Below are 23,245 nucleotides of genomic sequence, written 5' to 3'. Positions count from 1 at the left end.
TTTAAAATATTTACTTATACCAATAGGGTATATTAAATAAATAATAATTCTTACATTAAAAATATTGTTTAAATTAAATATTTCTTGCTATATATAAAATACATAATAAGATTTATTAGTTAGAAGTACCTATATTTAATCAGTCTACAAGGATATCGTGATGATTAATCTAGATAAATTTGAAAAAAATTCACCCAAAAAGTTTTCTACTAATTTAAAGCATCCAGAAGATGTGTTGCAATGGATGATAAAGGTAAATGGCCCGCATCGCCTCTACATTCCAGACCCTCAAAAAATTGATTTTTTACATGAGGGTATTAACGTTGGTGCGATTACTTTCGGTACTGTTCAATATTCTACTCTAGCAAATATTTCTATTGATAATTTACAACATTGTTATATTTTTAATGTACCTATTGAAGGCATTCAAGAAATTAAAATTAAATCATCAACTATATATTCTAGTGATGAGGTAGCTGCTATATTTTCACCTCATCAACCATTTTCTATGATTTTACAACCTAACTGCCAAAAACAAATGATTCGAATTTCAAAAGATAAGGTAGAGAACTATCTTTCCCAATTATTAGGTTATAAGATAGTTAAACCATTAATCTTTGATATTCAAGCACCTATGCAAGGTTCGATTAAAAAATGGTTTAATTTAGCCATGAATTTTCAAGAATTTTTGTTAGAGGCTGAATATCTTCTAGATTTTCAAAATATCTGGAGCAACTTTGAAAAAAATTTAATTTCTATTTTATTAAACTCTCAACCTCATAATTACAGTTTAGAGCTTGAGCATCGATTAAAAGGAAAACCCTCATATTTAAATTATATTGAAGATGTTTTTAAAGAAAATCTTTCTCAACCAATTACACTTAATGAGCTTGAAAAAATTCTAGGCATCTCACGTGAAAAATTATACCAGGATTTTAATACTTACTATGGTCAATCTCCTGTAGCTTACTTACGTAATTTGCGTTTCGAAGAAACTTATAAACGTTTAAAAAATATAAAACCTTGGGAAAATGTTTCAAGTATTGCAATGGATTGTGGTTTTCAGCAATTAGGACGCTTCTCACAAGAATATAAAAACCGTTTTGGAGAGTTACCTTCTGAAACATTAAAAAATAGTATTCACTAAAACCACCTATTTTATTTATATAGATTTAAGCTAATTAAAAGAGCACTTCATTTATAAAGTGCTCTTATCTTTGAATCAGATAATCTATTTATACTTTTTCTTCATCATCTTTTAGAATATCTTTTTGCATTTTTTTCGCTGTTCTATCTGGATTAAGAAATATTACAGCAGCTAATCCTACAATTAATAAATAGATACCAATATAAGAAAAACTTAAGTTCATTCCCATAACTAGTTTATTGAGCATTATAGCATCTGGAAGTATTCCCTTTACTGGCTGGATGTATCCTGCAGACTCCATAAACATTCCTACCATAGTTGGCGAAATCATCCCCCCTAAAGAGGCTAGAGCCGTAACAGTCGCCATAACAGCTGCCCGTTGTTTAGAACAAATACTATAGGCCAAAGTAATAGGTGCTAATGGGAATGTCATCGCCAAACCTGCAGCAATGGTCAAAACACCAACTGCAGCAATCCCTGTCGTATAAGGTAATAGTAAAAAGAAAATACCTGACATTAAAATTAAGATACCAAATACACAGCCTAAGGATTTATGTACTGAGCACCCTTTTTTCATTAAAATTTTAGATAGATAGCCTGCTACCAATAAAGTTAAAGCGCCAAATATCCATGGAAAAGTTGAAATCATACCGATCATCTGAGGAGACGTGTCTATAACCGCAGATAGATAGCGAGGCGACCATGTGGTTAAAAAGCCCATAGCCCAAAAACATCCAGCACCTGCTAAAAAAGCAGAAATGAACATGGGTGAAATAAAAACTTTAAATAAAGGTACTACTTTTAATTGGTCTGAAAACTCAGCAATACTTTTATTATTAATATAACTTGTACTAGGATGCACAAGTGGTTTAGGTTGAGTAAGCTGCTGTTTCGCTTTGATATGACTATATGGCCCTTCTTTCGCAATTAAAAACCATAACAAACTCCAGCCAAGACCAAAAAATCCTAAAAAACCAAATGCCCATCTCCATCCATAAGACGGATGAGCAATAATAGCTGCTAAAATTGGAGCAGCAATAATAGGACCTAAGGTCGATCCTATGGCCACCAAACTACTTGGCAATCCACGTTCCTTTGGCTCGTACCATCCATGAATATGTTGCAAAGTAATAGGTGTAGCAGGCCCTTCTGCAGCACCTAAGATAATTCGTGTGACCAATAAGAGCGTTATCCCTCCTCCCATGAGCATGGGGAATTGTAAAACTGCCCATGCAATTCCCATGGTAAGCAGGATCCAGCGGGTTTGTATTTTTGCCGCCAAAAAACCTACCGCAATCGATGAAATAGCAAATAAAAAGAAAAAAGAACTACCAATAAAACCGAATTGACTACTCGACATTCCTAGTTCACGCATTGCGGGTTCAGCTACCAGGCCTAAAACAGCTTTATCAGCAAAGTTGATCATTTGGAATATGATGAGCATTCCAGTAATTAACCACGCTCGACTTGTAATTCTCCCAGTTTCTAATGGCTCTATAAGTGAAGTAGGAAGGCTTTTGATTTGGCTTTTCATGTATTTACCTCCCGTAAAAACTCATGTGCTCTGCGCTCATCAAGATGAGTTTTTACAATATCAATTACATTAAAAGTATCATTATCTTCTGCTGCCAATACCAAACCATCGAAATCATTTTGAGCAGTATTGACCATCTTCTGAACATCTGCTGAGTCTGGTGTATTTGGTACAATATGATGCAGGATAAGTGCTTTCACATTTGCTTCTTGGGCAACTACGCCTACTTTCTCATAAGATGTGTGAGATTCTTCAAGATGGACTGCAATACCGTTGCGTGTCGGTCCCTCAGGGAACGTAGCTAAAATTGCGTCTAGATCAATAACCTCATGCATTAATACATCTGCGTCTTTGGCTAGTAAAATACAGTTTTTAGAATATGTCGTATCACCTGAAATTACGACAGAACCATATTTAGAATCGAACCGGAAACCAAAAGCAGGAAAACATAGACGGTGGTCTACCAAAATTGTGCTCACTTTAACCAGCTCATCTTCATAAATAACGAAAGGTTCCATTTCCGGATGTCGATTATGGACAGGGTCTGCTTTGGCATTTTCAGGAATCTGAATATCAAATGCCTTAATCCATTCGGTTGGACTTGAACGACCTTCATCTGCCATTCGAATTGCAATATCTGATGCAAATACATTGTGTATTAAAGCATCAACCATCGCAGCTGTTCCTACCATAGGATGATCTCCGCCACAACAGCCTTTAATTTTGGGATGAGTATGAGTCGGCATAGCTGGATTTTGTAAAGGCTTTCCAGGACCATAAATTTGGATAGGCTGGCTAAAAGACTCACCTGGGACTTGCCAACCTGTGAATAAATAAGAGCCTAAATCATAGATATGGTCAGAGTGATGATGAGTAATAAAAATACCTCGTAACTCACCCCAAGTAGCATGACTTCTATAATTACGAATACTCCCCATACCACAATCGACGATATAGGTCGCATTATCTATGCAAATAGCTGTTGAGATTCCTGCTCTAGAACTAGATACGATTGGGCCACCACCTGTACCTAAAGCAATAATTTTCATTCCCTGTTGATTATTAATTTTCATTGAATAGTCCTTTTAAATTCATGCTAATAACACTCTATAAATATAATTTATTTTATTCTTCGACTAATATTCACTTTTTATAAATTTATTATGCTTAATTTAATTTTTTTCATTTGCTTAAATCCAAGTGAACACACAATAATTTTTGGTAAAATAATTAAATAAAAAGCCTTCATAATTATGAAGGCTTTTTATTTAATTATTTAGAATAAATATTTTAACGATTAGAACTCACAGTTAGGAAGGCTGGATGGATTAAAGAAACGAATATTACGAGCTGCTGAGACCTGGACTACCTTCTCTGGATCTGTCAAATTGTGCAGTTCTGAAAACAAACTGGCTAAATCATTACCTGGACTTACCCAAAAAACACCTTTAGCGGGGCCTTCTGAAGTAACTTTATATCCATGTGTTGTTCCACGTGGCCAATAAAGATAATCCCCTGCTTTGGCAGTTGTCCATTCACCGTCTAAATATAGCGAATACTCGCCCTCAAGAATAAAAGCATGTTCATCCTGTACAGGATGCATATGAGGAGGAACAAAAGTTCCAGGAGGATCATTTGAAATCCAAGCAAAACTTGACTGCTGATCTCCTCCTAATATAGGTTCATATACATGTCCAAGCACATTCCATTTAATATTTTTAAGCTCTTTATTTAATCGTGTTTCATTAAACACTAAAGAAGATAAATGTTTCTGATCTAGCATTTGCATTGTAAGTCTCCCTTTTTTGTTATTTCAACAACTTTTCAAAATATGAACTATGCATTTATTAAGGAGTTTCTATTCAAATAAGACATATAAAATACATAGATTATCATCTAAGAATGCATAGCATTTATTACTCAAGAGTTATATATTCTAGATTTTAACTGATCAAAAAATTATGAAAAATTTAATTAAAATCATTAAACTAACTGATGGAGAAGACCCGGATCCTCGTTTTACACTTGCCAATGAGAGAACATTTTTAGCATGGAATAGAACAGCACTCGCTATATTAGTGGGTGCCATAGCATTTATTACATTGAATAATGGAATAATTGAAGAAGTAATTGCCAATCATATTTTTATCTCTTTAATTTTACTTTCTATTCTTCTTAGTATTAGCGCTATTTTTCGTTGGTTTAGAGTTGAATATGCACTGAGAACCAAACAGTCTCTCCCCTATCCTTTTATGGCCCCAATATTATCAATTTTTAGTTTAATTCTAATTATATTTATTTTTATTCATATTAAATAGGAATTATTATGCAAGATAGTGGACTTCAACCTGAAAGAACTTTTTTATCTATAGAAAGGAGTTTATTTTCTTATATCATAGTAAACTTTACTTTTTTTAAATATTTGATCAACAAGCCTTATTATTTTTTTTATATTTCTATTTTCATTACCACAGCAATTTGTCTCTATTATTTTATTTTACTCATTAACTTTAATAAAATAAAAACCTTAAGAACTGATAATAAAAATTTAATTACTTATCGTCTCATATTATTATCTTCGGCTATTTTCACCATAATCTTAGCTATAGCAGCTATTTTTATTATTTATTAATAAAAAAACTACTCTTTGAAAGTAGTTTTTTTAATTTTTAAAATTTTTATATATTTGTAGATGTATAAAGACTTTCAATTGATTTTACAATTTCACCATTTCTAAGAAAGTGAAAAAGCAAACTAAAATGATCACTGTCTTTAAGAACTCTAAAATTTGCTAAATTCCCTTTAAACTCCCACTGTTCTTTCATTTTTTGGGATTGTTGAATGAAGGCTTCGGTTTCATAACTTCCAACAAAAAACTCAGCAGGAACTAAATCGTCAGATACTCTTAATATCGGTGAATTCTCCCTTGCCTGAGAACTATCTAATTTAATATTTATATTTAAGCTAGTAGATATCAAAGGAACTAAATCGTATATACCACTGATAGGAATTATACCCTTAACATTTAACCAGTCTTTTATTAAACATCTGGTATTTAATACGAGCTCTGTTATTAAGTGCGCACCTGCCGAATGCCCACAAATATACATAGGTAATTTTTTTGAATCAAAATTTAAAAGTGTATTTAATGTAAATAAAGAATAACTTAATGATTTTTTTATTTTTTCAATACTTACTTCTGGGCAAAGAGGATAATTCATAATTGCAACATGATATCCAAGTTCTGCTAAATGGTCAGCAATAAAGTAAAACTGGTTTTTATCTCTTGATTGCCAATACCCCGCATGTAGGTAAACAAAAATTGCTTTTGCATCCCCTACTGCATAGCACAGGTCAAAGCATTCTCGCTCATGAAAACCATAATATATATTTTTTTTCCATTTTTTGCTGATCAATGCTAAATGATTTAGCTCTTTGAACTTAGCCATCACTTCATTATAATTATTGTTTTTCTGCCCGACAACATAATCATTTTCAAAATTGATAGTATTCATTTCTATTATCTCTATTTATTAACCACTCATCTATTACATAGTTTTATATATATTCTCACTATTCAAAAATTATTTTTTTTTATCCTCTTTAGATAGATTGAATTGCCACCACTCTCCTAGACAAATTTCGTCTATTCTTTTTGCATAGGAGAGAACCTTATGAGTGGACAACGCTATACCCCAGAATTTAAAGATGAAGCTGTTAAATTGATTACCGAACGTGGATATTCTGTCACTGATGTTGCAGAACGTTTAGGTGTATCACAACACAGCATTTATAAATCGCTAAAGGCCGTACAGCCTTTACGCAACAATCCTGATGAACATGAATTGCTCGAGGCAAAGAAAGAAATCCTTCGCCTTAAAAGTCAGCTCAAACAAACTGAAGAGGAACGGGATATTCTAAAAAAGGCCGCAAGGTACTTTGCAAGCCTGCCCGAGTAAAGTATCAGTTTATCCTGGAATACAGCCATCAATTTAAGATTAAAACGATGTGTCGGGTTCTTAAGATTGCTCGTGCTGGCTACTATGCTTGGTTGGATGAACCCGAATCAGGCAGGACTATTGAAGATAAGCGGTTATTACAGCTCATCCGTTCTTCTTATGATGCCAGTTATGGCATCTACGGTTATCGTCGCATTACGCTGGATCTTAAAGAGCTAGGTGAAAGCTGTGGACCTAATCGTATGCTGAAGATCATGAAGCACAATGGTATTGCCGCTGTTCGAGGATATAAGAAGCATAAAAGCTATGGTCGTGGTCGTCCTCAGATTGTGCCATCTAACCATTTAAATCGAGAGTTTATTGTAAACACACCTGATACCTCTTGGGTGACTGATATAACTTACATTCGCACATGGCAAGGCTGGTTATATCTAGCTGTGGTTCTTGATTTATATTCGAGAAAAGTCATCGGTTGGTCAATGAAACCTACGCTTGCCAAGGATATCGTTTTGGATGCACTTCTTATGGCGGTATGGCGACGTAGGCCAAATGAACCTGTGATCATACACTCAGACCAAGGCTCACAATACAGCAGTGGAGACTGGCAGAAATTCTGTCAGAAGCATAACTTAATACCCAGCATGAGCCGTAGAGGCCTTGCGCAGTATACTGCTCATGGGACAATGCTGTTGCTGAATCCTTTTTTAGCAGCTTGAAGAAGGAAAGAATTAAAAAGAGGATCTATAAAACACGAGAAATGGCTCGTACAGATGTGTTTGATTACATCGAGATGTTTTACAATCGAATCAGGCGTCATTCGCATCTCGATGGGATGAGTCCAGAAGTCTTTGAGGCAGCTTCAAAATGAGGCTGTCTCGTGTCTACGATACTGGGAGCAGTCCATCTCATTTCTTTGATATTTTTTTTTGATGTATTATTCTTTTAGACTCATTCAGGGATAAGTTAATGTTTGAAACTATTGATGATTTAAAGAAAAAATTAGATCAACATCGCCCTCTTTCTCCATCAATTGTCAAAAATTTACAAGAAGATCTTATTGTCCGTTGGACCTATCATTCGAATGCAATTGAAGGCAATACACTCACCCTGCTAGAAACTAAAGTAGTACTCGAAGGTATTACTGTTGGTGGAAAGGCATTAAGAGAACACTTCGAAGCGATCAACCATAGAAATGCAATTTACTATGTTGAAGATATCATTCGGAAAGAGGAGCCTTTTTCTGAATGGCAAATTCGTAATATCCATCAGCTTATCTTAAAGAATATTGATGATGATAATGCTGGCCGCTATCGTCAACAAAATGTCCTAATCTCTGGTGCTACATCTACCCCACCTGATTACACATTATTAAATGAAAAGATGGCTCAGTTAGTTGATTGGTATAATTCAGAGGCACATAAGCTTCACCCCATTGAACGTGGAGCTAAAGTACATGCTGATTTTGTAGGTATCCATCCATTCATTGATGGCAATGGCCGTACATCACGTCTATTGATGAATCTCGAATTGCTTAAAGCTGGTTATCCACCTTGCGTCATCACAGTTGAAAACCGATTGGCCTACTATGAAGCCCTAGATCAATGGATGGCTTATGGAAAGACTGAAGCTTTTATTCAACTGGTTTCTCAAGCTGTACTAGAGGGATTTAAACCATATCAGGTTGTATTGGATATTTAATCAGCTTGAACGGTGTCTTGATCACTAGTGCTAGATGCCACAAGTTCATCTACAATCATTTGCAGAATAAACTCAATAAAATGTGCAGAATTTGAGCGATCTTTGCTAGTTTGTAATGCCACACGATGGTTTGTAACGCATTGCTCGAGAAATGTTTACTGAAGCTGAACTATTTGACTTGGAGATAGAACAGATCTTTGAAAAAGTCTGGATTTATGCCTGTCATGAAAGTGAAATTCTAAATAATAATGATTTTTTGACGGTTCAAATTGGTCGCCAACCCCTGATTATTAGCCGTGATAGTAATGGTGAACTGCATGCCATGGTCAATGCGTGTGAACACCGCGGCGCTACCTTGACACGTTTCAGTAGAGAAAAATAAGTCACATTTACCTGTCCCTTCCATGCATGGACCTGTAAATCAGATGGCTGCTTAATTAAAGTGAAGGCTCCAGATGAATATTGCGAACACTTCGATAAAACCACACTTGGTCTCAAACAAGATCGCATTTCTAATTATCGCGGTTTCGTATTTATCAGCTTAGACAGTGAGGCGACAGATTCTTTGGAGGATTTCTTAGGTGATGCCAAGGTCTTTCTTGATTTAATGGTTGAGCAGTCACCAACGGGTGAGCTTAAAGTCTTGCAAGGTAAATCAGCTTATACCTTTGCAGGCAACTGGAAATTACAGAATGAAAATGGTTTAGATAGCTATCACGTTAGTACAGAGCACTACCATGATAGGAACATCATAAATTAGACAATCATTATCATGTTAAACCTCTCATTGCATTTTGATGCCAAAATACAGAGACTTTTCCTGTTGTGATAACAGCTCTTTTAATATTGTCTTAATTTTAGCTGTGCTATCATCTTCAATTGTATTGTTGCTACTATCGGTAATGTTTTGACCATTACTTCCTACAATTGGCAATATACCTAAAAGTGCCCATTGCTGGGTATAAGCGGGATACATATCGTTAATCACTACATTGCTTAATGCCATACTGCCAGTATTTTTCACCATAATCCGGTAAATCAGACATTGATTCGGTTTCAGGTTTTCATTTTGTACGGTATACGTTGCATTGATCACTGCCGCGGCATTTGCCATACTGCAATTTTCAACTTTGAATTGCGATTTCATAATTTTTAACTGATTCGGACTGACCGTAATCAAGTCCGTATTACTTAAATCAGCTAATGTCATGTCTTTCCCGACATTATCCGGCTTGGCAATCAGCTTAACTTGACTACTCATACCATTGTTGGCCGTTGATGGGGCTTCAACTTTAATCAATAAAGTGACCGATTTATTCGGTTCAATGATATTGTTTAATTCAGTTTCTGTGCCGGATAGCAAAGTATCACTGGCATCTAGCGTGTCATTGCCATTTTGATCCAAAAACAAGGTATATAAAAAGCCATCGGTACGATTGACTGGGTTAAGACTGACCTTCACTTTAGTTTCATTTTCCACACCATAGTTGATCAGACGGTGCAAAAATACATAGCTTCCCCCGATCCCCACCTGTGCACTTTGATCATTGCTTAATTCCAATGTACGTTTCTTGGGCTGGGGAATCACGGCATCCAGAATAATGTCAGCCATTCCCGACTGAAGTGACTCGATTGCAAACCAAATATTGGTGGTCGCTGTCACAGAAGAATAAACGGTCACGACTGCGCAGAGCTGTGTAGTGCTATTGGCGGCAACATTCAGTTGAGTAATCTGCTGACCACTTACACCCGTTTTACACTGTGCAAGATCTGCCTTATAAAATTCAATTTTTAAACCAGAACTAAAGGGAGTAATACTATTTTTAACCAAGGTTGAATAGTCACCCGTCCCCAGTGTTGGTTCAATTTTGCTACTAGAGGCATACAGTTGATAATCCTGTGCCAGATTGCCGTAATTTTGAATATTGAGCGGGAAATAAACTTTGGTGTTATTGTCTGATTTTTGAGTCCAAAGTGGTGTGGAACCGGTTCTACCCTCTTTTCCAATTACAAACATGCCAATACCTGTTTCTGTTACGGGTGCACCTGTTTTGTTATTGGACAGATCAGTTTTGGTAGCCATCATTGTTTTTACAGTGGATGTATTATTGCTCGAGTCAATATCAGTTGAAGTAGTTGTCACTACTGCATTATTCACTATATAACCAGTATATTCACCTGTTGCATCTTCCTTGGCTTTTAGCTTATTTAGAGTAAATTTATACTTGGCGAACCCTTTGATAGTACCCAGATTTAATCCACCAGATGAAAATAATTTAGTTACTGCATCATTAGGTAAAGTCGGGCAAGTTGATGTTGTTCCTTCATTAGTTATAGCTTCACAGCTTAAAGTTGCCGCATTTACACCCGCTGTTTCATAAGCTAAATTAGCAAGAATATTATCTTTTAAAATAACTTCATCAGCATCCACTTTAGTCTTATTGGTTAATTCCAGCGTGTAAGCAAGATATTGGTCTTTATATACCTTAGTGACAGACTCCGGTGTTAAACTTTTAATAATCTCTAGATCGGTATCGTCTTCTTTAATAGAAAAATCAAATGAACTTTTTATATTAGTTTTGCTACAAGTATCCAGAGTAATTAGAAGAACATCTGACATCGTTTCAAATGAAAGCGGGAGTGTCTTGGTTCCAAAAGATTTATTATTATCTTTAATCTCGAGTACTAAACCATTAAATTCTACACCCTGTTCATAATTTAAACCTGAGTTATAATCAGGTTTATAAGAAAAAGTAACTTCTCCGGTACTTGTATTATAATTTAGTCCATCTGCTACAGTCAGTTCTGTAAAAGTCGTCCCCGTCGCACCATTACGCTTCTTTAAAACATAATCAACTCCATAAATAGCGCGATTTTCCAAAGCGACCGAACTATTATAAGAAATTTTAAATTTTAAGGTGGGCATACTTGTGCTAGTAACATTCCCCACCATTTTAAATTTAATTGGCACAATACCAGATACGTTTTCAAAGGCACTATCGGCAGCAGTAGTAAACTCAACCACAGGCTTTAAACCTGTAATGGCAATCTTATCTAAAAAATTGCCTATTGTCCCAGTAGATACCGCCTCAAAACCTAAGGAATAAATTCCTGAATTCGCAGGTATACTATTTACCGTAGCAGTATCACTATAAGTCTTCCATGTCTTATTCGTAAGCGTATTCGTAGCTGATACTATATTTTGATGAGCAACCCAACCACGTTTAGTTGTGGCTGTGTCTGTAACTGTACCAATCGAAAACTTTGCTTTCTCGCTGATACTCGACCTTGTCGCATGTGCAAAAGAATAGCTAAATGTTTCGCCTTTAATTAAACATATATTTTGGTATAAAACTGACTCTTCTTCTGCATTCAGTTCTGCATATTGATTGGTTGATGTCGATAATTCCCCTGTCATCTTATCGGATGGTGCACCTTGCCCTCGCCAGATTTCAATCAATCGCCCAGCTTGCCAATATGTACCGGCTGTCATAACTCTATGCGTTGTCCTCCAACCAGGTACCAGTGTTTCTGGCAGAGCAACATTCGTTGCTCCTGTACCTGCTTGACCAAAGCCATTATAATTTGCATTAATATTAGGATTACTAAAATCTAAGTTTACGAAACTACGTTGAATCAGCGTGGAGCCTGTTGCTGAATTATCTAATTGTGTATCTGCCGCATCAACTTGCGCCATACCGCCGAGCAATAAAACTGAAGATGCCAAAACATGAGGTAAATATCGCTTGATCATAATGTTATTTCACCTTCACTTTTTGCTGTTTTGACTCTATTTGTAAATCTTGCCACTGCGGTAGATATTTAATTTCAATCCCAGGTGCATCTGCAACCTGCAAAACTACACGACGACTTTTGGCTTCAGCTATTTTCATCTCTCTATCGGTTTGAAAATCAACTGCACCCTTGGCTTCAGTCGTAATATTTGTAATATCCATACCTTGTACTACAAGATAGTCTTGCACTGCCTGAACACGGCGCTGTGCTAGCTGTATGTTATAGTTCGGGCTCGCATGTCGATCGGTATAACCCTTTAAAACAACGGACAATTGTGGATATTGTTTCAACTGGGTTCCCCATTGTTGCAGCACCGTCTGACTGGCTGGGCTTAAATCTGCACTGTCCTGGGCAAAATGTACAATATTATTGATTTTTAAACTATTAGATTGTTGATTTGATTGTACTTTAGCTAGAGGCCAAAATTCAGAATTTACCCCATGACAGCCCTTTCCATTCAGCTGTTGCAATGAAGACAACTGCTCGGGCTGCCAGCTGGTATCTGTAAGCCGTATACTGGTAGATTCAACCACTTGATATAAAGCCTGTTGTACCGCATTAAAAGGTTCTTGGGCGTGTCTCCAGCCCAACTCACAATATTCCGCTGCAGCCCAAACCAGCATCACTTCTGCATGTGCCAGACTTTCTGGTGCTTTATCAATAGCGCCCTGCTGTTTTAAATGCTCTACTTGCCACCACAGATCCCGGCGCATGACTTGTGACACACTTAAGATTGGCGTGGTTAAACTCAAATTTTGCTTGGACTGCAATCCAGTGACAATACGTTGGGCCTGTTGTAAAGCCTCTCGTCCAGCTATGCTTAAACTGCGCTCGGATTGTTGATTGACCGCATAGCTTAGCCACATTTTTGCCTTGTAAGCGTGATAACGAGTCAGTGCATCAGTATCAGTATACTGTTGTAAAGTAATGGATAAGGTATCTATTTGACGTTGAGTATTAGCAGCTGAAACGGGTTCAGCATACACCAAGCTGTTCCCTAAGAGTAAGATTGTAAGTAGTCCAGTAAGGTATTTCATGTTTTATCGTCCCTGTTCCGGCTCTAAAGCAAAGTTTGTTTTTGCCGAACGACGACCAAATAAATCTTCATCAAACTTGAATCTAAATCTTAAATACGCGCCTTCACCTGTTGAACTGGTGTTTGCAAGTTCATCATCTTGGTAACCCATGAAATTGTAGCCTGTTGAGACCCAAAGGTTGGTAACAACTAAATAACCCAATTCTGCACCAATTAAATATCGAGTACCTACTCCGCGGTTTGCCCATAAAGTACCTGCTTGTACACTCATATCCCAACGTTCATTAATGTCATAAATCACACGACCACTGAATAACTGCGTTAAAGCATTACTAGAAACATTATCTTCATCGAGCTCAGACCATTTTGCTGCATATTGCCCCGATAAAGTCAGACGTCGCTGTGGATGATAGTTGGTATGAATAGAAGTCACATAGGCTTCACGCTTGAATTCCGTTTCTAAATCAGTGGCATTATTTTCATAGTAGTATTCAATTTTCGATAAGATATCGAGTTTATTTTGATCATAATCGCGCCATGCATAACCGATTTGGAAACGGTTGCGTAAGTGATCACCCTGATCTGCTGCTTTATTATCCACAAAATTGAGCGTGTTTTTAGTCAGCACGGTTGAATCATCAGATAGCTTGTAGGCATAACCAGTGGTATTGATGAGTGTATCTGAAGTATCCGAACGGCGACCTTCCAAACGGGTGGTTGCTTTCCAATTCTCATGAACTAAATATTCAAGTCCAAGACTCAATGCAGTGGCATCATTACTCGTATTGTCTTCATTTTTAGATAAAGACTGGATACGCTCAAAACTGCTACTGACATATACACGCGGTTTTAGTTGCCAACGGTTACGCAACCCCAATGCTGCTTCAGCTTCACGGTTACTGATGCCATCTGCAACACGATACTCACTGAATGCTGAACCATCTTTCATATAGTTGCTGGAAATACCAAACACCGTGCTGTTGGTTTCTTCTGTGCTAGTGATGGAGTACAAGCCGTCAATTGCTGAAATCACTTCATGGCGAGCATAAACTTCAGTATTGGGTAGAACTTTAGCTGTTCCACCCACCGATAAAACCTGCTTGTCAGAATTGGATAGATCCTGTTCATATTCAATAAAAGCTGATGCGCCTTTCCAAGGCAGATTACCGGTAAATTTGATACGCCCGGTCGTACCATTATATGGACCCAGATTTTCTGTCGCTAAAGTTGCCGCAGCACTGGTTTCATCATAATGACGCAGCCCTAATTCGACCGCGAGAATTTTAAAGAAATTACGTTCCAGACTCGCAGACAATCCGGTACGAACGCCGTTATTTTCTTGATCTTCAGTACGAATTGCTTCAATACGAGCCAGGCCCAGTTTTGCAATGGGTACTGAAGCCTTGATGCCGCTTTCTTTACGTCCTGCACTAATGGTTGCCGCATCATTCTGGAAACCTTCTTCGGCTTGCTGGTGATAGGCACGAACATGGGCAAAGCTCGGTGCATATTCAAATTCGACCCTTGCAGCGGTACCTTGGTTTTTATCACGGGTTGAATCACTATTGATCTGAGTAATCTGATCTGCCGTAGAGTCGGTATTTTTAGACTGTGCCACTTCGGCAATTAATTTACCGTATTGCCCAACTTTCACCACGGTATTTAAACTGGCAATCTGTTCCTGATTTAATGGATCATTACTTTGCACAAATGAACCACCCATTTTCAGATGGCTCTTCATGGCATAACTAAAACTCATCCCGCCGACTTGATATTCTTCACCAATTTCATCCGCTTCCACCGTAATACGGATAAAGTTTGGATTCAGATCTTGATCGACACTGGCGACAGCCTGTTTTAGGTAAATGCTGTTGCTATAGGTGTCGACTTCATAATCGCTAAAACGGGTAAGGCTTTGTTTGGCAATAATCAACCCCGGATTATTACGATCGCGGGTCAGAATCTCGACTTTTTCACTATTATCTAAAATAAGTTCATTTGAAATTGAACCCAGACTGTAGGGACCAGAAATACCCAATGCACGATTTTCTGTCACCACTTGACGCGATTTGGTTTCAGCCATAAATGCTGATGCCTGAAACTTATCTCCTTCATGTCCCACTTTCAGACCAGTCAATGAACGGTTATATTGCCCCAAAGCCAGACCTTCATCTTTTTCTGTACGGGTCACATAGTCGCCATACATCGCATATGAACGCCCTTTATCTAAGCGTACATACAATTTTCCGGTCGATTGGGCTTCAAAGCCTTTTGCTGCTGCATCACCATACACCGGATAATATTCATCAGGTTGAATATCACGGAACAGGCGTTGCTTAGAACTTTTATCAGAATCATAAGCCAGAGTTAACAAATAGTCACCTCTAACTTTTCCTTTCAAAAACATTGCAGTGCGACCGGTCAATGAGGTGTCATTACCCCACTTGGCAATTTCATTCAATTCATCTTCAAAACCATCATTGCGATTCACACTGTGTAACTGTGTATTATCAAAATTTTTAAAGTTAATTGAACCTTCAATTAAACCCACGGCAATCAGCGGACGTAAATCTGCCTGAAACTGAATGTCGATTTCTTCTTTGAGTAAACCACTGCTGACGCGTAGCTTTCCACGTGCAGGCGCATTCGGTGCAAGAATCGGAATAATCATCTCGCCGCCATCAATGAAGCTTTGAATGCCCGGTTCATTCGGATTTAAATCTGGAAGATCAATAATCCCGATATCATTTTCTAAAGTGATTGAGGTACGGGTAGCCACCTTGACGCCTTGTTTGTCTTGCAACTGAACTCGCAGCTGCATCACATCACGGCCATTGGCCATGACCGGAATTGGCATGTGCTGTAACTTCAGCTGATAAATTTCATCCGGAACAATGACCTGAATGTGTTGGCTTTCACGGACATTGCCAGCAAAATCGAGTTGTTCAGCACGAATGCTGTTTTTACCGGTTTTTAATGCCACTCCGACATATTCAACGCCTTGCTTGCGTTGCTCATCCAGGATAGCTAGTTTACCCCGTTGTTTATCTGCCACCACCATATCATTGACTAAAACACGCTGGGTTGCACCCGCTGCACCTTGAACCTGAATTGTGGTTTGTGCATAAGGTAGAACTTGTCCATCCTTTAGGTTTAAAATTTCTAAAGCATTGTTATCACTACGCTTTAAATATTCTTCAAGATTCACTAAAACAGACGGTTTTACCGGATCGATCAACAATTGCGGTTGTTTTTGTGCAGCAAAATCCCCCCGATTCAGTAAGCAATTTTGATCATTGTCATTTGCTAAACAGCCTTGGGTGTTTTCTGAACGGGCACTACTTTCCAGATAGCTTGGTGCATCAATAGAGAGTTGCTTGTTAATCGCTTTTTCAAGATTTAAATTGCTGCTGTTAATTTTTTCCTGACGCTGTTTGATTGCATCCCTTAAAGGTGCAGAACAGGCATCTGCCTGATCCGCCATAGCGAAATCGGCACGATGCAATTCTCCACGTTTGACATCGACAAAGCGGCTGGATGGATCACCTGCATTTCGGTTGGACTGAGTCAGTAACTCTACGCCGGCAGGTAAAGTGGTGCGGTCAATTTTAAGTACATGGGTTTTTGCCGACACGCCGTAAAAGTCATATTTACCTTCACGATCCGTGATGACATAACTGCCATCTTCCATATAGAGACGGACACCCGGCACACCTAACTCGCCTTTATCCTGTATGCCATTACGGTTACAGTCGCTATAAACTTTACCCACCACAAACGCATCGGCACTAAACATACCCGGACGAACTTTAACTTTGGCCTGCGCTTCATTTGAACTGAGACCAAAACCATCTACTGCACGAGCCCGGTTAATCCCATCCCCATTTAAAGCATTGGGTCCGACCAAAACACGGTATTCAATTTTAGTCTTGGCATTGGGTGCAAGATTACCCAAACCCAGCGTTAAGTAAGGCCCTTTACCACCTTCCGGGTCTGCCACTGGTTTGCCATCAATACGCATGGTATTCGGCACATAGCTAAAACCACGTGGCAAACTGTCTTGCAATTTGACATCACGTGCCAGTACATCCCCTTGATTACTTACGGTAATGCTGTAATTGGTGAAATCACCCAATTCGATACTGCTATCACGTGCTGTTTTTTGTACCATCAAGCCTGATTGGCTTAATAGCGGGTCAATCGGAATATCGATATTCAATGCTGGACTGCTGGATGCCAGAGTAAATACACCGCCATAAGAATATTGCGAATTTACCGCCATGCCATTAAATGAACTGAGCGGATACACCACCTGATCGCTGACAAAACTATATTGATGAGTCGAAATTGTTGAGGTATCAACCAATAATTTGTAGTTACCCGGAATCACCTGCGGATAAACAAACTCACCTGTCGCAGATGTGACCTGTTTTGCAGGAATTGAACGTAAAGCCCCTGTGGTACGGTCAACTTCAAAAGCAACATTATTGCCTACAGGTTGATCATTTTCATCAACCAATATCACTGTTGCTCCAGCGACAGGTTTTTTGGTTTTTGCATCGAAAATAATGCCGTATGGATCAATCAATATCTGCGTTGAGATATCACTAATCGGTGTAGTGGTCTGACCTTGCTCGTCTACACATTCAACCAGGCTTGCTGTAACTTCATCACGTTTAAGCGTTTGTAAAACAGCATCATTCAGATTTTTTTCTGCATTTTCTTCAGTCTCTAAACTAAATTGAAACAAGCCCGTATTTTCCGCACTTTCAAGGGCAGAAATAATGACCATATCCCCTGTCAATTTAGACTGAATACGAATGCGGACCTGCTCTTTGTTAAAACGGTTGGCATTACAAAGCGCGGCATTGGTTTTCAAATAAATTGGTTCATTAACCTTGCCGGTATACAAGCTAATTTCAAAATCATTTGTGGTGCTTTCCAAAGTTGGCTGACCCATAACCTTGGTTTCAACTTTATTGGACAAGGTTTTTTGATCCACTTGCCCTTTTTGATGCAGAACATAAGCTCCATTCACCAATGTGGTATAGCTAATGGTCGGTTGAGTTTTGACCTTTAACTTAATCTCGCTTTTTTTACCGGCTACAAACGGCTGTTTATAGGCAACCACGGCATGGCCAATTTGGCTTTTATCCTGAGGTAAATGGCTTGAATATTGTCCTTCTGCTAATTTATGCAAAACCAGTGTATTAGAAGCCGGATCTGAAACCTGAATATCTTCAAAAATAGTATTTGCAGGCAAGGGATCTTCAACAATCACCCATGATTGTTTCTGTCCATCCACCGTGACTGTTGCAGGAGATACAGCTAATGATGCTGAGTTGGTTACCGTCAAAGTGTAATTCAGGGTTTGTGCCTGCTGATTTATGGTCAGCAGTAATTGGTCTACGGCTTTTTCTATTTTTAACTTTGCTTCAAAGACCTGTATAGGGTCTTGCACTGTTTTTTTTTGTTGCGGTTCTTCACGAATTTGCGCCGTTAAAGGAAGCTCTAACTTGGCCTGATCGGGAGTTTGTAATGAAGTATCTGCAACGACCCATAAGTGTACAGTTTGATTGGATTGTAATTCCAATCCATCTTTAATCAGGGTATCTGAAATATCCAAGACACCATCTTGATTGGCATCTAAATAGATTTTTAAATTGGATAAATGGTTAACAGGCGCGGTTTGAAAATCAAACCATGCCTGAGTATTACTGGTATTGGTCACCTGATTTAACCAGATGACTTTTGAACCTACTTCTACTTGCTGGAGCTGATCTGGAAATAGTTCAAGACCATAAAACTTTGCAATTTCGACATTGACTGCATTGGATTGAGTGGTTCGCAGTAATTGCCCACCGTTGGAATCACTGACTTCATAACTTGCATAAGCAATATTCTGAATCATTTGTCCAGCCATAGGCATCGCAGCATGACCGTGCTGTGCAAAGAACAAAGCAGATGCAAGTGCGGACAAGGATAATGTCTCCACTTTTTTATTCATTGCTTTTTTCATTGCCACCCCCCGGAACAGAAAATACAAATAATTAGAACAAACGAATCGAGTCCCTCTTTTCGAAAAAAGAGGGAGAAGAGTTTTTAAAGATTATGGAGTGGTTGATTTATCAACTGTGACAGCAAACTTCAATGTGGCAAAAGCGCCAGGAGTTAAAGTACCGACATTGTAATTTACATTACCGTTAGCTTCTGTTGGTGCAGTGCCTTGAGCTGCTGGCTCACGTGCTACAGAACCGGTTTTGTACTTTGTGTATGCCGGCACAGCATCATTGATTACAACAGCAGTTGCATCAGCATTACCCTGGTTTGTTGCCTTTACTTTATAAAATACGCATTGACCAGGTTTAGCATTCTGTAAGTTTGCAGTATAGTCAGTATCAACGGGTGCTGCTGTACAGTCTGCAGCAAACTGGAATTTTTCTAAACGTACTGAACCCAGGTTAATTACTGTGCGGTCTGTAATTGATAAAATGCTGTTTGAACCTAATACAGCGTTAGCTTCAGGCTGAATTTGTACTGTAGATGTATAAGACTGGCCGGCCGTTGCAGTTGCTGCCGCTTCAACTTTTACATAAACAGTAACGGACTCGCCTTGCTGCAAACCAGCTAACTTAGATACATCAAATTTTGCATTTTGCAAAATGCTGTTTAAAGCACCTGTACCTGTTACAACTTCATTAGCATCCAGAATACCGTTACCATTTGTGTCCACATAAACAGTTACCGTTTCACCTGCTGTTGGCGTTGGTAAAATAAAGTTCAATGTTTTACCATCAGCTGCTTCAGTAACGTTACCAATGTTGGTTAAGGTATGGCTGTAAATAATGCTGCCACCAGGGGCTAACTGGCCTTGACGGTCTGGCGTAAAGCTGATTGCGCGCTGTGCTGCAACGGTCAGTTTGAATCCAATGCTATCATTGCTGCCGGTAGAGGGCGAGCTGATGTTGACTGTAATAGTTTTTGCAATATCCGTTGCTGGCGTGCCATCTGGTGTTGTAACCACCAGGCAGTAACTGCCCGTACCGCCATTGGCGATTGTACCGGAGTTGGTTACTTTCGTGTTTGTACATTTGCCAGCTGCGTCTTTTCCAAAAAGTTCCGCTGTCCAGCCGGTTGGAATGCCTGTAACTGCAATATTGTAGTTGTCCGGCGTACCGCCTGTATTTTTGATCGTAACATCCAGCTGTTTAGGTGTACCTGGAACTAAAGCTGTGTCAGGAACACCTGTGCTGCTATTCAGGCCATCACCGACATAAACGGGCGATCCTGTTGTGCCTGTATTATGTACCAAGTCCACAGCACTCTTTGTAAATGAATCAACAACCAAAGAAATGGTATCTTTATTGCTACTGTTGTTGACTGAAGTGCTGGTCATAGTCAATTTAGTGCCTGCAGCAACTGTGCCGCTGGTTGGCAAAGTAACCCGTACCACAAATTTTAAGCTGCCACCCGCTTCAATCGGACCAGTATTGTTATCTGTCACTGGTGTTTTACCGTCAGCCTTCAGAATTTCAATGATGCTGCCGTTTGGCAAAGCGCCAGTCGTTGCAGCAACACTAAGGCTATAGCTGTCAGTCGTTGTGCCTGAGTTGTGGACATAAATCACATCGCCGCCCGAGGTGTTATTGCCAAAGACAATGGCCTGACCTTGCGAAGCTGTTGCATGGACTTCATCATCAATGCCCGTAGCGCTGCCGACTGGAACATTCTTGTCAATCCAAGAAACGTCTTTATCATCGTTAATTGAATGGGCAGTTATGCCTACAACAGTAACATTGTTCGGGTTAGATGGAACTAATGTCGTATCCGTAGTTGTCGGTGGAACAGATGGAACATTCGCTGGTGTTAATGGCGTACTTGTACCTGGTGTGAAGCCATCAGTATCCGCATATGCCGTGTTGGTAATTTTTTCACCATTTGCAGCAGCGTTTTTAACCTTAACAGTAAAAGTTAATTTACCGGTTGAACCCGCAGCAAGTTTTCCTGCATTAAAGGTAAAAACCTCTTTTGCATCACTACGACCACTAGATACATAAGCAAATTTATCACTATCTGTAGCATCACGAGTTAATGCTGAAGCGCTGCCATTATAATAGGCAGTTAATTTGCTATCAGCCGTATCAGCAAATGTTACATTGCTTGGGAGTACGTCATAAATAATGACATCTGAAGTGGCTGCAGCTGTACCTTTATTTTGGAAAGTCAAAGTATAGGTAATGTAACCATTGGCGCTAATTGTACTAACACTGGCTTCTTTTTTAATTTCAATGACTGCACCTGTAATAATGGTGGCTTTGTCAGTGTTGGACACTGTATCTTTGCCAATATCATATAGAGCCGTTTTGTTTGATGTTGCAGTTAAAGTCAGGCTGTCGTTTTGACCTGCTGTCGCTGCCAATGGCGTTTTAGCCACTACAACCAGGCCAATAGATTCACCGGCAGCTAATTCAATCGCTGTTGTTGATGCTAAAGCGGCTGCGCCGTTATCAGCTATGCCATCTTGATTGCGGTCAATATAAACATCATGGCTAGCCCAATCAAAAGTACCAGCCTCATTTGTAATCCTAAGCGTGAAGGAGTCCGTACCATTACCGGTATTTGTCAAAATATGCGGGAAACTTACACTGCTGTTAGCTGCGGTTTGACGCTCATTAGACTGCACAAGAGTAAAGCTGCCCACTTGTGCTACAAGCGTTTTAACCACGTTAGATGTTACTACGCGCTCAGTTTGCGTATTATCTGTATACGTTGCGGTTGCAACGTTACTAATATTCGTACCAGCTAAAGGTGCAGCAGCCATAGCCTGGCTACCAAGCAACGATACCCCACCAATTACTGCCAGTGATGCAGCAATTTTACTTAATTGAAAATTATTTTTCATAAAGAACCTAACAATAAAGTCGATATTGACCAATTAAAAATTTTATTTAGATGTATTAACTTGGACTTGAGCAGAAACAATAATTTTCTGTTTTGGTTTTAACTCACTCACATTCCATTGCAAAACGCGATATTCAGCCAGTGGGACATTTACTTTTTTGCCATTTTCCATACGGGTTAATGGGGCTTTAGCAAAACTTTTACCGTCTAAGGAAGCATAGGCATCTTTGGGTAAGCTTTGCCCTGTGTAAGTTACATCGGCAGGAAGTGGAAGATTCAACTTTAAATCTTTCAGACTTTGACTAGATACATTTGAATATTCAACTTTGTATTCGAGTAATGCCTTCGGCTTTACCTGATCTGTTGCTTTTAATTCTTTTTTTACTTTTTGGTTTGCCTCTATTTGAAACACTTTCATATCTGCAATTAGAGCTTGACTATTCGCGAAAGAATAGGTTGTCAATCCTGAGATTAATAACAAGAATAGAGGACTCAGATTCAATTTTTTTTCGGATTTAAACATTTTTGATACATTTCTAAACATAATGTCATTGCATTTTTACATCAATAAAAATAAAAATAAACATAAACATGACACTCATCACATTTTTTTTGTAAACAGTATATTTCTTGTCTTTATATTAAAATAGTTTTCAATTGTTGACATTTTTTGTCACAATAAATAGTGGTAATTAATTCAAGGTATAGTCAATTAAGTCTGTTAGTTATTCAATGTTGTTCTGATGATCAAATTTCTGTTCCGCCTTTCTTTGTATGATTACAAGCTTTGCTCAAAGTCTCATTAAACTTTGTGGATTAGATTGGACAACTGGACTGCTCCAAGTATCCTAGACAAATTTAGTCTATTCTTTGGACTGCCACCACTCTCCTAGACAAATATCGTCTATTCTTGGACTGCCACTATTTCTCTATGACATTAGGGTGTGTTGACACTTTTAGCTTAAAAAAATAGCGAAGTAGTAAAATCAAATCGCCAAACCCAATTTTACTATTCGCTATGCCTCGTACCATGCTGACAGATCAACACTGGCAAAAGTTGAAAGTTATTCTGCGTAATTTATCCATTCACCACAACTCAAATTTACGCAATTTTATTGAAGCTATTCTCTATAGAATTAGAACAGGCTGTCCGTGGCGAGATATTCCTTCTTGTT

The 23,245-nt window shown here is 38.6% G+C and carries 13 protein-coding genes and 4 pseudogenes; 7 read left to right on the top strand and 10 right to left on the bottom strand.

What is annotated here, in order from left to right:
• The first annotated feature begins 160 nt into the window (after positions 1-160).
• Complete coding sequence (locus MWG72_RS09970) at positions 161-1,147, top strand: AraC family transcriptional regulator (RefSeq protein ID WP_005107641.1); 987 nt, start codon at positions 161-163, stop codon at positions 1,145-1,147.
• Positions 1,148-1,235: 88 nt separating this feature from the next.
• Here the strand turns inward: MWG72_RS09970 and MWG72_RS09965 are convergent, their stop codons facing one another.
• The 3 genes from MWG72_RS09965 to MWG72_RS09955 all read right to left on the bottom strand — a co-directional run bounded on the left by MWG72_RS09965 (position 1,236) and on the right by MWG72_RS09955 (position 4,470).
• The gene (locus tag MWG72_RS09965; RefSeq protein WP_046206029.1) at positions 1,236-2,681 is read right to left on the bottom strand and encodes an MFS transporter; all 1,446 of its coding nucleotides are present in this window, start codon (positions 2,679-2,681) and stop codon (positions 1,236-1,238) included.
• On the bottom strand, positions 2,678-3,754 hold the full coding sequence (locus MWG72_RS09960) for an MBL fold metallo-hydrolase (protein WP_005107643.1): 1,077 nt from the start codon (positions 3,752-3,754) through the stop codon (positions 2,678-2,680). The genes MWG72_RS09965 and MWG72_RS09960 overlap by 4 nt, the downstream gene beginning before the upstream one ends.
• A 224-nt stretch (positions 3,755-3,978) precedes the next feature.
• Positions 3,979-4,470, bottom strand: coding sequence for a cupin domain-containing protein (locus tag MWG72_RS09955; protein ID WP_005107644.1), 492 nt, complete (start codon positions 4,468-4,470; stop codon positions 3,979-3,981).
• 172 nt (positions 4,471-4,642) lie between these two features.
• Between MWG72_RS09955 and MWG72_RS09950 the strand changes: the two genes are divergently transcribed.
• Positions 4,643-4,999, top strand: a complete 357-nt coding sequence (locus MWG72_RS09950; protein WP_005107645.1) for a YidH family protein — start codon at positions 4,643-4,645, stop codon at positions 4,997-4,999.
• Between the two features lie 360 nt (positions 5,000-5,359).
• Here the strand turns inward: MWG72_RS09950 and MWG72_RS09940 are convergent, their stop codons facing one another.
• A complete protein-coding gene (locus MWG72_RS09940; RefSeq protein WP_247143945.1) occupies positions 5,360-6,196 on the bottom strand; it encodes an alpha/beta hydrolase in 837 nt (278 codons plus the stop codon).
• A 159-nt stretch (positions 6,197-6,355) separates the two neighbouring features.
• Here MWG72_RS09940 and MWG72_RS09935 point away from each other — a divergent pair.
• Both MWG72_RS09935 and MWG72_RS09930 read left to right on the top strand, forming a co-directional pair.
• Positions 6,356-7,508: pseudogene (locus tag MWG72_RS09935) on the top strand (IS3 family transposase).
• 98 nt (positions 7,509-7,606) lie between these two features.
• Entirely contained in the window at positions 7,607-8,338 is a 732-nt protein-coding gene (locus tag MWG72_RS09930; protein WP_247143944.1) for a Fic family protein, read from the top strand.
• A 2-nt stretch (positions 8,339-8,340) separates the two neighbouring features.
• Here the strand turns inward: MWG72_RS09930 and MWG72_RS09925 are convergent.
• Positions 8,341-8,457, bottom strand: a pseudogene (locus MWG72_RS09925) (Fic family protein); the annotation flags it as partial.
• Between the two features lie 17 nt (positions 8,458-8,474).
• Here MWG72_RS09925 and MWG72_RS09920 point away from each other — a divergent pair.
• Positions 8,475-9,077 (top strand): annotated as a pseudogene (locus tag MWG72_RS09920) (Rieske 2Fe-2S domain-containing protein); the annotation flags it as partial.
• Between the two features lie 45 nt (positions 9,078-9,122).
• On the opposite strand, the gene MWG72_RS09915 reads toward MWG72_RS09920, so the two are convergent.
• From MWG72_RS09915 to MWG72_RS09895, 5 genes are all read right to left on the bottom strand, one after another.
• On the bottom strand, positions 9,123-12,092 hold the full coding sequence (locus MWG72_RS09915) for a hypothetical protein (RefSeq protein WP_184413735.1): 2,970 nt from the start codon (positions 12,090-12,092) through the stop codon (positions 9,123-9,125).
• A 4-nt stretch (positions 12,093-12,096) separates the two neighbouring features.
• A complete protein-coding gene (locus MWG72_RS09910) occupies positions 12,097-13,170 on the bottom strand; it encodes an OmpA family protein (protein ID WP_184413733.1) in 1,074 nt (357 codons plus the stop codon).
• 3 nt (positions 13,171-13,173) lie between these two features.
• Positions 13,174-19,188 carry an SdrD B-like domain-containing protein gene (locus MWG72_RS09905; protein WP_247143943.1) on the bottom strand — a complete coding sequence of 2,005 codons (6,015 nt, stop codon included), beginning with the start codon at positions 19,186-19,188 and terminating at the stop codon, positions 13,174-13,176.
• Positions 19,189-19,278: 90 nt separating this feature from the next.
• Complete coding sequence (locus tag MWG72_RS09900) at positions 19,279-22,008, bottom strand: isopeptide-forming domain-containing fimbrial protein (protein ID WP_247143942.1); 2,730 nt, start codon at positions 22,006-22,008, stop codon at positions 19,279-19,281.
• A gap of 105 nt (positions 22,009-22,113) precedes the next feature.
• Positions 22,114-22,614 (bottom strand): hypothetical protein, encoded by a 501-nt coding sequence (locus tag MWG72_RS09895; protein ID WP_184413727.1) that lies wholly within the window; start codon positions 22,612-22,614, stop codon positions 22,114-22,116.
• Between the two features lie 183 nt (positions 22,615-22,797).
• On the opposite strand from MWG72_RS09895, the pseudogene MWG72_RS15625 reads away from it, so the two are divergent.
• Both MWG72_RS15625 and MWG72_RS09890 read left to right on the top strand, forming a co-directional pair.
• A pseudogene (locus MWG72_RS15625) lies at positions 22,798-22,898 on the top strand (IS5/IS1182 family transposase); the annotation flags it as partial.
• A 190-nt stretch (positions 22,899-23,088) separates the two neighbouring features.
• On the top strand, positions 23,089-23,245 hold a 157-nt coding region (locus MWG72_RS09890; protein WP_153561934.1), incomplete at its 3' end, for a transposase.

Origin of the sequence: Acinetobacter lwoffii (genome assembly GCF_022967985.1) — a bacterium.
Classification (GTDB): domain Bacteria; phylum Pseudomonadota; class Gammaproteobacteria; order Pseudomonadales; family Moraxellaceae; genus Acinetobacter.
This window is presented reverse-complemented; position numbering and strand designations above follow the sequence as displayed.